At 57.8% G+C, this 11,459-nt stretch carries 11 protein-coding genes and 2 pseudogenes; 6 read left to right on the forward strand and 7 right to left on the reverse strand.

Annotation, left to right across the window (positions count from 1 at the left end; translation table 11 throughout):
- Positions 1-127: 127 nt before the first annotated feature.
- Both NKJ91_RS26175 and NKJ91_RS26180 read right to left on the reverse strand, forming a co-directional pair.
- Positions 128-358: a helix-turn-helix transcriptional regulator gene (locus NKJ91_RS26175; protein WP_352457838.1), complete on the reverse strand. Its 231-nt coding sequence runs from the start codon at positions 356-358 to the stop codon at positions 128-130.
- Positions 359-757: 399 nt separating this feature from the next.
- On the reverse strand, positions 758-1,795 hold the full coding sequence (locus NKJ91_RS26180; protein WP_352457839.1) for an IS110 family RNA-guided transposase: 1,038 nt from the start codon (positions 1,793-1,795) through the stop codon (positions 758-760).
- 244 nt (positions 1,796-2,039) lie between these two features.
- On the opposite strand from NKJ91_RS26180, the gene NKJ91_RS26185 reads away from it, so the two are divergent.
- Positions 2,040-2,558 (forward strand): hypothetical protein, encoded by a 519-nt coding sequence (locus NKJ91_RS26185; RefSeq protein ID WP_352457840.1) that lies wholly within the window; start codon positions 2,040-2,042, stop codon positions 2,556-2,558.
- Between the two features lie 225 nt (positions 2,559-2,783).
- Positions 2,784-3,107: pseudogene (locus NKJ91_RS26190) on the forward strand (substrate-binding domain-containing protein); the annotation flags it as partial.
- A 126-nt stretch (positions 3,108-3,233) separates the two neighbouring features.
- Here the strand turns inward: NKJ91_RS26190 and NKJ91_RS26195 are convergent.
- The 4 genes from NKJ91_RS26195 to NKJ91_RS26210 all read right to left on the reverse strand — a co-directional run bounded on the left by NKJ91_RS26195 (position 3,234) and on the right by NKJ91_RS26210 (position 7,923).
- Positions 3,234-4,754 (reverse strand): sugar ABC transporter ATP-binding protein, encoded by a 1,521-nt coding sequence (locus NKJ91_RS26195; protein ID WP_352457841.1) that lies wholly within the window; start codon positions 4,752-4,754, stop codon positions 3,234-3,236.
- Position 4,755: 1 nt separating this feature from the next.
- Positions 4,756-5,727: an ABC transporter permease gene (locus NKJ91_RS26200; RefSeq protein WP_352457842.1), complete on the reverse strand. Its 972-nt coding sequence runs from the start codon at positions 5,725-5,727 to the stop codon at positions 4,756-4,758.
- Positions 5,724-6,764: an ABC transporter permease gene (locus NKJ91_RS26205; RefSeq protein ID WP_352457843.1), complete on the reverse strand. Its 1,041-nt coding sequence runs from the start codon at positions 6,762-6,764 to the stop codon at positions 5,724-5,726. The genes NKJ91_RS26200 and NKJ91_RS26205 overlap by 4 nt, the downstream gene beginning before the upstream one ends.
- A gap of 133 nt (positions 6,765-6,897) precedes the next feature.
- Entirely contained in the window at positions 6,898-7,923 is a 1,026-nt protein-coding gene (locus NKJ91_RS26210) for a sugar ABC transporter substrate-binding protein (RefSeq protein ID WP_352457844.1), read from the reverse strand.
- A 206-nt stretch (positions 7,924-8,129) separates the two neighbouring features.
- Between NKJ91_RS26210 and NKJ91_RS26215 the strand changes: the two genes are divergently transcribed.
- The 3 genes from NKJ91_RS26215 to NKJ91_RS33880 all read left to right on the forward strand — a co-directional run bounded on the left by NKJ91_RS26215 (position 8,130) and on the right by NKJ91_RS33880 (position 10,092).
- Positions 8,130-8,822, forward strand: coding sequence for a GntR family transcriptional regulator (locus tag NKJ91_RS26215; RefSeq protein ID WP_352457845.1), 693 nt, complete (start codon positions 8,130-8,132; stop codon positions 8,820-8,822).
- The gene (locus NKJ91_RS26220) at positions 8,809-9,588 is read left to right on the forward strand and encodes an SDR family NAD(P)-dependent oxidoreductase (protein WP_352457846.1); all 780 of its coding nucleotides are present in this window, start codon (positions 8,809-8,811) and stop codon (positions 9,586-9,588) included. Before NKJ91_RS26215 ends, NKJ91_RS26220 begins: the two co-directional genes overlap by 14 nt.
- Positions 9,589-9,969: 381 nt before the next feature.
- Positions 9,970-10,092, forward strand: coding sequence for a hypothetical protein (locus NKJ91_RS33880; RefSeq protein ID WP_502896966.1), 123 nt, complete (start codon positions 9,970-9,972; stop codon positions 10,090-10,092).
- A 119-nt stretch (positions 10,093-10,211) separates the two neighbouring features.
- Here NKJ91_RS33880 and NKJ91_RS26230 read toward each other — a convergent pair whose 3' ends face one another.
- Positions 10,212-11,180 carry an oxygenase MpaB family protein gene (locus NKJ91_RS26230; RefSeq protein WP_352457847.1) on the reverse strand — a complete coding sequence of 323 codons (969 nt, stop codon included), beginning with the start codon at positions 11,178-11,180 and terminating at the stop codon, positions 10,212-10,214.
- Positions 11,181-11,311: 131 nt separating this feature from the next.
- On the opposite strand from NKJ91_RS26230, the pseudogene NKJ91_RS26235 reads away from it, so the two are divergent.
- A pseudogene (locus tag NKJ91_RS26235) lies at positions 11,312-11,398 on the forward strand (short-chain dehydrogenase); the annotation flags it as partial.
- Positions 11,399-11,459: the final 61 nt, after the last annotated feature.

Consider the following 11,459-nt stretch of genomic DNA (forward strand, 5'->3'; position numbering starts at 1 on the left):
GGGCCATCCGGCCACGGCTCTGCTCTGTCCACATCTAAAGCTTGAATCACAACCAAGCCTCAGACGGAACCCATAGCCAGCCGATTTTCAAAACGGTCTCTTAGCCAAGCCTATTGCCAAACAGTTGTCAGATGCGGGGTCTTAAACGGATACCATTCTCGGATAAGAACTCGATTCCGGCCCTCTCGAACGCATGCCTTATACTTATGAGGTTGTTGGCGATCGGAATGCGCGCCCCACGCTCAAAATCCGCAATCGTCTGCCGAGCCACATTTGCGGCTTTAGCTAGTTCGTCTTGGCTCCACCCAAGCATCGCCCGAGCGCCGCGACACTGCTCTATCGTTAGCGCACTTTCCATGGGCTACAATCCCATTGACGGTCAATCAATTTGTATGATGAGCTTCCCTAAGCCGGCCGAGCTGAGCGCTGACACGCTTAGCCCGACCTAACCACAGCCAAGCTGTTAGGAGCTCGGGTCATGGCTTCTCTATTCGGCGGCTTGGGGTCAAGCGCTTTTGTCATTTTCTGCCTTACCAGCTTCTGACATCATTCGCGGGTTCGTGCTTCTCTCCGGGATCGGCCCATTGGCCCTCCCTTGATGGGATTCAGAGAATAAGGCGGAACAATCTGATTCGCGTCCTGGCCAGCATGACATGACCGGTGTGCCCATGATCGCGAACTCACCTCATCCTTCGTCCCGCGAAGGACGTGCTTCCGCGCTGGGCGGAACTCTCTACCTCTTCTTCCCGGCCTTTTGTCACACGGCTGACGCCATGGTTTCCCGCGTCCAGCGGAACTCGCTGTTGTCCAGCCACATGCGGTGCATGACGACCGCCAGGCGACGTGCGAGCGCGACTATCGCCCTGCGCAAGCCGCGCCGCTTGGCGACGTTCATCGCCCAGGCCTTCAGCCATGACCATTTCTTCACGTGCGTCAGCATGACTTGGGCTGCTTCATAGAGCAATGTTCGCATCATGCCGTCCCCGCAGAGTGAGATGCCTCCAACGCGCTTGCTTTCGCCGGACTCGTCGAGCTTCGGTGTCAGCCCCAGGATCGGCCCTACCGCCTTGGAGTTTCTGAACCGTTGTGGAATGTCGATCGTCGCGGTGTACGCGAGCGCCACTATGGAGCCGACACCAGGGACCGTCATCAAGCGCCGGCAGGTAGCATCGCCCCTGGCGATCGCCAGCACTTGTCTGTGCAGGTGCGCAAATTCCTCGCGCAGCTTCCGCCTGGCGGCCAGCAGTGGCTCCATGATCTGTTCGAGATCGGGCATGCATTCGACAAGCTCACGGATGCGGTCCTCGAACTTCGCCGTTCCCACGGCGCCGACCTTGAGCCCGAAGTTGCGCAGAAGACCGCGGATGTCGTTCTCGATCGCGATCGCCTTTTCCTGCAAGATCTTGCGGGCCGTCAGCAGCACCCGGCGCTTCTGGCTCGTCAGCGTCTTGATGTGCACCGGGCGGAATAGGTTGACCCGCATCATCTGGGCTATGCCGCGCGCATCATTGCGATCTGTCTTGTTCGGCTGCGCCTTCAGGAATGCTTTCACATGACGTGTTTCGATGCAGATGACCGGCAGCCCGGCCCTGGCCAGCCCCTCGAATAGCCACTGCGACAAGGGCCCTGCTTCGAGCCCGACCCGTTCGACGTTCCAAGTCGAGTCCTTCAGCACCGCAATGATATCGTCAGGGTGGCTGACCACCTTCACCTCACGACAAATCCTGCCGGTTTCGTCGACAACGCAAACGGCGGTTTCCTTCACCGAGATATCGAGGCCAACAAAATGCTTCATGTTGCGCTTCCTTTCCTGATGCTTGTGGCTGTCTGGACAGACCAAGTTATCATCAGCTCGAAGCGCAACACCTCTTTGCATCACCTTTGAAGATGGGCTCGAGCCGAATACCCCATCTGATTCCGACAATACCACGACTCCGCCCTTCGTCACCCGTAGGCAAGTGCTTGCGGGAGGAATGACCGCGTCCACCGCTTCAATGCTTGAGAAAAGTACTCTTACCGGCAACGCTACCGCGACGAACATGTCCCTCTTCGACCCAGCGCTGGCGCTTTGGCGGGAATGGCAGACAGCCCACAGGCTGAGCGAGCGGCTTTGCCGCGAGCAACAGCGCCTGGAGACGAGGCTTGTCGAGAGCGTCGGCTTTCCTCGCGCGACCGTCCGCCTGCCCGAGGGTGAGGACGTGACGGTCCACTCGATCGAGATGCTCAATGAAGTACTCGGCAAAGGGCCGGACATGGTGGCTCTCCGCAAGAAGGCCGAAGCTGATTTCGCGGCGCATCAGGCACGCTGGGATGCGGCTGCCGAGGAGACCGGTTACACCGCAGCGCTCAGGGCCGAGCGCGAGGCTGGTGACCGGGCGGAGGATCTGCTGGAAGTGATCTCGTCCACGCCCGCCACGACTCTCGCCGGTATAGCGGGCAAGCTCGATGCCGTGTTGCGTGAGGGCGAGGCCTGGGAGGAATGCTCCGAGTTCCCTTGGCCGCAGATCCGCTCGGCGCTCAATGATCTGGTGCGCATCGCCCAACAGATGATCCCGTAGGAACAGCTCTTCACGGCAAGCGGCATTCCCCGGACGGCGGGCTGGCTGCTGTTTCCGAGCCTGAAAGACTAAGATGGGGGCGAGATATGAAGACCCGTCCAACACAACTTCGGCTGCGGCGGAGAACCCATCAACTTGCAGCGAAGCGTCCGCCGTGGCGCTCGCCCATCGCTATCGCTTGGCGCATCGTTCGCGGCGCTGGCGCAATAGGCCGGCAAGGTCGGCATCGTCGTGAAGATTGGTGGCATTCCGTGGTTCAACGCGATGGAGGCCGGTATCAAGGAGCGCGGTCAGAAGCTCGGCATCGATGCGTTCATGGTTGGCCCGACCAGCGCCGATCCTGCACTTCAGGTTCGCGCCATCGAGGATCTCATCGCTCAGGGCGTAAAAGTCATCGGCGTGGTGCCGAACGACGCCAAGGTGCTCGAGCCGGTGCTGCAGAAGGCCAAGGACGCCGGCATCATCGTCATCACGCATGAATCGCCCGGCCAGAAGGGGGCCAATTGGGATTTCGAGTTTGCCTCTGCCAAGGGTTTCGGCGAGGCTCATGCCCACACCTCCAGAGAGGACGCACCAAAGCTCAGCGCGGATACCTGCAATCCAGTCCTGCCGAACTCACGCCTGTCCACGGGATCCTCTTGGCCGATGGTGAAAAGTCCTGAAAGTGTGAGGAGCTTAGGCGGCCTCAGCCCTATGGATCAGATTCATGATGCCCTCGCTCATGCCGGCATAGGATCCGTCATTGATTAACTGGCCCTGAAGCCGGTAGTCGTTCATGACCAGAATCCTGTCAGCGAGCAGGATCATTTCGGGCATGTCGCTCGTGATCAGCAAAATGGCAGTGCCGTTGTCGGCGAGTTCTCGCAGCAAATCGTGCAGGTAAGCCTTGGTCTTGATGTCGATGCCGACTGACGGCTCGTCAACCAGCAAGATCTTGACGCCTGCTGCCAGCCATTTGGCGACGCTGATTTTCTGCTGATTGCCACCCGAAAGGTTGGCCACCGTCTGCGCGAGGCTGGGTGTTTTCACCTCAAGCTTCTCGATGTATGGCGTTACCTTGTGTCGCACGAGGCGGTCGGTGAGGAATCCGAGAAGTGCCGAAAGGGGGCGCCACACTGCAATTCCAGCATTTGACAGCACCGAATGCATCAAGACCAGACCTTCGCCCTTTCGATCTTCGCTGACGTATCCCACACGATGCGTGTGGATGGCTTCGCCGACCGACCTGATCTTAACCGGCTTCCCGTCGATCTCGACGGTACCAGCCGTCAGCGGAAACTGACCCAGGATGCATTTTGCAAGCTCGGTCCTTCCGGCGCCCACGAGGCCATAGAGGCCCACAATCTCGCCTTGTCGGACATGCAGATTGACGTCCGAATGGCCTAAAGATGTTTCAATGTTCTTGAGCTCGATGGCCGGAGGAGCCCCAGTCGAGTTGCGCTCCCGCCAGCCGCCTTCACCCTCGGCCCGGCCGATCATCAATCGGACAATGTCTTGCCGCCCCAGGCCCTCCATTGGCCGGCTTTCACAGGCATTCGACCCATCCCTCAGCACTGTGACGCTGTCGCAAAGCTCCTGCGCTTCTTCCAACTTATGGCTGACAAATAGCAGGCTGGCGCCTTGGTCTCGCAGCTTTCGCAAAAACGAGAATAATAGATCAGTTTCACTCGAGGTAAGTGATGCGGTTGGTTCATCCAGGAGAAGCACTCGCGAGCGCAGAGACAAGGCCTTGGCGATTTCGACCAGCTGCATCTTGGCGACGCTAAGGCGCGATACCGGGGTTCTTGGGTCGATGTCTAGGCCGAGGGCCTCAAGCCAACGCGCGGCCTGCTTGTTCAAGTCGGCATAGTCCACCGGCTTTAGCAACGAAGCCCCAAGTTGCTCGAGATGGATATTTTCCGCAACAGAAAACCTCGGGATAAGATTCCGTTCTTGATGTACGACGCCAACACGATGAGCGATGGCCTCGCGCGGCGAGCCGAAATGAACCTCTTGGCCCTCCAGGATGAGGCGGCCGGCATCGGGGTGGTGAACACCGGTAATAATCTTGATAAGCGTTGACTTCCCTGCGCCGTTTTCGCCGAGCAAAGCATGTATGGAATGAGTTTTAAGTGTCAGGGAAACGCCCTTTAGGGCCTTTACGCCTGGAAAGGACTTCTCAATGCCCAGAGCCTGGAACGCTATCTCGCTCGCCATTTCAGAGCCTCTTGAGATTTCGTGACAAACGACTTTCGCGAAAACGATTGGCGCCGACTGCCGCCAAGATCATTGCGCCCAGCACGACCTGCACGAGGAACGGGTCGATGTCGAAAAGCACTAGGGCTTGTGTGATTATTGCAACGATCACCACCCCGAGCAGCGTAGCGGGCACGCTGACGTGTCCGCCGGCCAAGACCGCGCCGCCGATCACGGGCGCGGCAAAAGACAAAATTAGCCAGTCGTCGCCGATCGTCGGTTGACCCATTTGTAAACGGGCAACAAGGAGAAGACCGGCAAGCGCTGCAAGAAACCCCGAAAGGGCGTGCGCGATGACAACTGTATTTGCAATCGATATTCCCGACAATTCTGCGGCATGTTGATTGCCGCCGACTGCCAAAATAAACCGCCCTATGGGTTGCCGATTAAGCATGAACCACAAGGCTAGCCCGACAGCCATGGTAGGGAGCATCAACCAAGGAATGATCCCGAAGATCGCGCCCTGTCCGATGGATTTCACGCCGTCTGAGATATCATAAAAGGGTTGGGCATGTGTGATGCCCAAATTGATGCCCTTGTAAACGGACAGGCTGGCGAGGGTAATTACGAACGCCGAAATGCCAGTTCGGGCGATCAGAAATCCGTTTATTACGCCGCATATGACCCCGAGCGACAGCGCGGTTAAGGCGGCAAGGGATGCGGGCACGTGCCACGCGTCCATCATGCCGGCGAAAACAATAGCGCAAAGACCGCCGATAGCCCCGACAGACAAATTCATCTGACCGATAGCGATGATGAGCATTTGCGAAAACGCGATCAGGCCATTTACTGCAATTGCGAGCAGCAGCACCTGAATATTCAATGGCGATAGGAATGATGGGTTGAAGCCCCCCACGATCGCAACGGCGACGATCGTAACCAGCAGCGGCCCAAACCAGTCGCTCCGCACGGCGTTGGCGAAGGAGCCGTTCATGCCATGTTCCTCCGGGCCAGAAAGGTTCGGCGTGTTTTGTCCATCAATACCGCAGCCAGCAAAAGCAGACCCAAAAAGCTCTGAATCCAGAAATCGCCCAGCTGTAATAGAAGCAAACCACTAGTCAGCATCGTCACCAGAAACGCACCTAGGCACGTCCCCAGCACCGATGCCTTGCCGCCCGCCAAAAGTGTTCCCCCCAACACAGGACCAAGGAACGCGATGAGCAGCCAGTCCTGTCCGAGTTGTCCCGCCATTGATGGGATCGCCGCTCCATTGCGTGCGACTAGCATCAGAGCCGCGCAGGCGGCGAGCGCGCCAGACAGCATGTGGCAGTATATGAAGATGCGCCCGACATTTATGCCGGACATCTCCGCCGCTTCGGGCTTGGCGCCAGCAGCCAGCATCTCCCGCCCAACCGCCGTCAAATTATAAAGATATCCTAGAAGCAATGCAGCCAGGAGGCTGACCAGGAGGAGCGGAGAGAAAAAACCCAACAGCTTGAGGCGTCCGAACGCTGCAAAGACGGGTGGCAGAGCGCGATAGGATTCTGCACGCGTCAGGAAAATCATTACGCCGAAGAAAATGCTCATTGTAGCGAGCGTGATGATGAAGCTGTGCAATCCTGTGCGAACGGAAGTCCATCCGTTGATAAAGCCCAGCAAGGCGCCAAGGGCCACCGCTGAGAGAATTGCGAGTGGCCATGGAAGCCCGACCACCTCAATGAGATAGCCGCAAGTCATTGCGGCACAAACGCCGATCGCCCCTACAGCAAGGTTCAACCCCCCAGTTATAACGACGACCATCATGGCCAAGCCGATCATGATGTTGACGGCTGCGATACGACCGAGGGTGAACAAATTGAAGGCCGAAAAGAAACCCTCTGTTGTGAATTTGAAGCCCAGCGCAAAGACCACAATGAGGGCAATGAGCCCAAACTCATTGGTCAGATAGAATCGCGTCTCGGTGGCATTCCTGCGCGGCTTGCCGACGATGTCGCCACTCGGACCCTTCGCCGGCACATCTGAATAAGACATGGTTTCGCACCTTCAATGGCTAGGCTGCCATCTTATCAGGCCTGGCTCTGGGTCACGACAGACACCGTGCAATTTGGTTAGACGACCGCCGGGTCTGCTTGAACGCAGCCCGGCGGCATTGGCGGAAGTCTCGTTACTTGCAGGTCAGATAAGTCGCCTGGAAGGTTTCAAAGAGCTTCTTGGTCGTGTCGCGCATGGCGTCAACATAAGTGTCGATTTTGTCGGCCGCGACATAGACGGTTCCCGAGTCGATGAACTTGTCAGTGAGGGCATTCTTCTTAAAAGGCGCATCGGTCTTGATCGCGCAACCCGAACGAAGCTTGTCGAGAACGAAAGTGCCGATATAGCCTTGGCCATACGGATTCTGCAGCATTGTGCCATTCACAAAGCCATCCTTGATCGCCTTCAACACAACTTGATCGTGATCAATGGCTACCATCTTGATCCGCTTGTCGCCGATCTTTCGGACTGCGTTCGATGCTACAACCGCAGGGACCCAAGCGGTCGTGATGATGCCATCGACGTCGTTGGCGTGAGCTGCCAGGTAGGCATTAATCTTTTCCTCGGCTGGCTCGGGCGCATCAATGTCAGCGATGACCTGGACGACCGTTGCGCCTTCTTCCTCCGCCGCTTTTTTGACGGCGTCGATGCGAAGCTGGGTATTCGGATCAACAAGGAAGCCGGTGAAATGAGCAATGCGCTTCTTGGTGCCCGTCAGTGTTTTCAAAAGCTCCTTGGTTCCGATGTATGCTGAATTGCCAGTGTCGGTGCCGAGGCAGAAGGTTGCTGAAGAAGGATCCTTGAAGCACCCTGCGCCGCCGATGACAGGCGCGCCATTGGACACGAGCTCGTCGACGGTACTGACCGATCCGACGGGGTCACCTGGGAAAATCAGAAAGCCGTTGTAACCCTGGGTCAAAAGGCTCTCGAGCAGCTGGTTCTGCTGGCTGAGTTCCCACTTTTGCGGCACCTTGTAGTCTGCTGCGGCCAGGCCAAAATCCTTGGCAGCATCCTTACCAGCTTGCTCCCACGCCGCGAAGTAGGGGTGTGGACCTCCGGGAACCAGCGCAATTTTTGAATCTCCGGCGGCGAAGGCGGACCCCACGCCTATTGCGGATAGCAGTCCAATCGCGAGCACGCGACGCAAATAGTTCGACATCAAAACTCCTCCCGTTGAGAGCGCCGCCTTCCCGCTTAAAATTGTCGAGACCGCCAGCGCAAATGCCTTGCATTCAGCGCAGAAGTTCTAGTACACTTGTATACAAGGTGCAACTGCTTTTTTGTTGATGGCATTTTTCCGAGGACATTGTGCAAGAAGGCGAGCGCAACGCGATATCGCGTTGCGACCAGAATGGAGCGAAAGCCATGTCTTCCGGATTGGCTGAACTAGACGTGTTTTTGAACCGGCGCAGTTCGGCGAGTGAGCAAATTTACTCCGTCCTGCGCGAGGCAATCGTGCGTGCGAAGCTCTTGCCGGGCGAATCGATTAGTGAAAACGCGGTGTGTCGCCAGTTCAATGTGTCTCGCACACCTGTGAGGGCAGCGATCCAAAGATTGGCCGAAGACGGACTTGTAAGTGTCTTTCCGCAGCTCGGCAGTTTTGTTTCGCAAATTGATATCGTCAGCATCCAAGACAGCCATTTTGTCCGCCGTTCTCTGGAAACTTGCCTTCTTCGCGAAGTTGCGTCGCGTTGGACGCCAGCGATGAGCGCTGAAATGCGTTCACTGGTGGCGGCTCAAGAACGGAGTATCGCTGAGGGCGATATTGACGGATTTCACGACAATGACGAGAATTTTCACCAATTGTTTGCGTCTTTCGCGCAGCGACCGGGAGTTTGGACGACCATCCACGCTGCTAAAGCCAAGCTGACTCGCTTTATTCGTTTCTCCGGCAATGCCGCACGGTTTGCGGTTGTGCTGCAGGAGCATTTGGCAATTCTGGATGCGCTGGATGCCAATGACGGACCCGGTGCGGAAGCCGCATTGGTCGCCCATCTCGATAAAATCTTTGTCCTTTTCGACGCGCATGCGTCGGAGACACGTCATGCCGCGGTCTGACCAAGCAATGGAGAATTCCCGCTTGCAATTGTTAGAAGGAAAAACCGCTGTCGTAACTGGAGGCGCAGGCGCTATCGGCTCCGCAATCGCAGTGGAACTGGCGCGCGCCGGCGCTCAAGTAGCAGTCCTGGATCTGCTCCCCAAGGCCGCAGAGGCGCTGGCGTCGCGGATAGGGCATGGCGCCGTTGCCGTCGGTGTTGATCTGGCAGTTGAGAGTTCAACGCGCGCGGCGGCGGAGAAGGTTCTTCAGCACTTCGGTTCGGTCGACATTTTGGTCAACAATGCTGGCATTCTGTCGAACCACAAAATGGCAGATACCTCGATCGAGGAATGGCGAAGGGTCAACATAGTCAACGTAGAAGCCGCATTCCTTCTCGCCCAGATATTTCTTCCAGGGATGCGGTCGAAACGGTGGGGTCGGGTGGTCAATATCTCCTCCTATGCCGCCAAAAGCGGAGGCTTGACCGCAGGGACGGCGTATTCAGTTTCGAAAAGCGCGATGATAGGGCTGACCTTTTCGATTGCCCGCGAGACCGCTGGCCAGGGCGTAACCTCGAATGCAATTGCCCCCGCCTACGTAATGTCGCCGATGGTTTCCGAACAGCTCAACGACGAACAGCGCGCGGCCCAGCTTGCTCAAATCCCGGTCGGGCGATTTTGCGAACCTCAAGAAGTCGCCCACACCGTTTCATTCCTCGCGTCACCTCTAGCCGGGTTCATCACGGGTGAGGTTATCGACATGAACGGTGGTCTCCATTTCGATTGAGCTGCATATAATGGAAAATCGTCGTTCTTACGCCAATTTGGCGCTCGCATCAGCCGGTGTCCAAATTCATCGGTACGATCGACGGAGTGTGACGCCCGGAATCGTGCATCTCGGTATCGGCAACTTCCACAGGGCCCATCAGGCAATCTATACGGATGATTGCTTGGCCGCGGGACAACTCGATTGGGGCATCATTGCAGCCTCCCCCGGAGTTCGGACACGCGGGACGCGCTTGCTCCCCAAGATGGTTTGTACACAGTTGTCAGTCGTCAAGATGAACAGACGAGCCTTCGGATAGTCGGTTCTATCGGCCATATTCTTGTCGCACCGGAGGGCCCCGCTCAGCTGCTGGAGGCGCTCTTTGACCCGCGGATCAGGATCGTGACTTTGACAGTCACCGAGAAGGGCTACACGGTCATCTCGGGCGGCGGCTCCGGCCACGAGCCGGCCCATGCCGGTTTTGACGGTACGACGGCTTCACTGTTGCCGCCAGCCGTCCGGTAGTTTGTTCGCATCTGCTTGGCGGGCCTCCGTCACGCCTCACCGTCCAGTGGGCTATCGAGTTCGTGCCTTCAAGATGCGTTAACTAGAAGCTGAACGTCTGCACGAGGCGGGCCTGACATTTAGGTCAAGGAACACTGTCCGGTTCTGTGTAGGTTTTCGGATGCCGTTCGGCGATAGAGATAGCTCTCGGAAAGGCCGAGGCGGCGGCACGACTGGACGGCTGGTGATGAATGAAGCGCGGTGCTGTCGCAAATTGCAGCCGTCGTCTTCACAACAGCACGCTCCCACGGCTTCAAGGTCCAGCGGTCGCCGAGTTCCAACCGCTTGCGGACCCATTGGGGTAGGATCTCGACGGCCGCCTTCAGAAGCGGCCGCTGGAGGGGTCGAGCAACTCCCGGCAAGGCGGGAACTTCTTCCATGATCTGCAGGAACTCCGAGACGATCGGCGACGCGACGAGTCTTTGCCTCATCACGTCGAACAGCGCGTAAAGCTCGGCCTGAGACGTGGGCGCGCCGACGGCCCCATAGAGAAGTGCGACGGGGCGAGCCTCAGCAAACATCGCGTCCCGTTCGAAAAAATGCAGGCGATGCACATAGATGTGATAGGCCTCCATGAAACCAAACGCGGCCGTCGCTTGCACCCAGTCCAGCAGCTCCGGGTCGGTGGCGTGGTATGGCTCGCCTTCGCTGGTTCGACCTGAAACGCGCCCATGCATCCTGACCACATCTTCAATCATGGCCTTAGCCTTGGATCGGGGGCCGTAGACCGTGACCAAGGCAGCGAGGCCCGTACGCTGTAACCGTCGGAGCGCGAAGGAGCGGAAGCTGCTGTGCTGCCAAATGGCGTCGCGAACCCGCGGCTCTGCCAATTCGAGCAGCACCGCCGTTACCCCGCCGATGAACAGCGCAACAGGGTTCTTAAAAATGCGCCAGGTTACGGAATTGGGTGGTAACAGCGCCGGCTCGCCTTCCGGAGTCGAGAAGTCCATCTGAGATCCGAGCCGCTGGCGCATGAACGACTGGGCAAGAGTGTCCACACGACGCTCAAGCGGGCGAGGCAGAGAAATGATGCCCGAGTTGCGAAACATGGTACGCCTCGAACTACTGAGAATAGCAAGCGTTAGACCTGTGGCTGGCGGATGCAATATGCACGAACGTCTTTGGTCTTCCCGTCGTTCCAAATCATCCTCGCGCGAAGCCGATGAACCCTGCTTGATCTGCCCTGTTGCCGATGATGATGGAGCAAGGCTCGGGCGTGGTCATCCATGTCACCTCGATCCAGCGCGAGCTTCCGCTCCCGGCATCAAAATCAAGAGCACGAGTGAATCACTCCGCGGACAAGTCGCGCGCGGATCATCATTTCAGGC

This window comes from Mesorhizobium sp. M0040, assembly GCF_040323505.1.
Classification (GTDB): domain Bacteria; phylum Pseudomonadota; class Alphaproteobacteria; order Rhizobiales; family Rhizobiaceae; genus Mesorhizobium.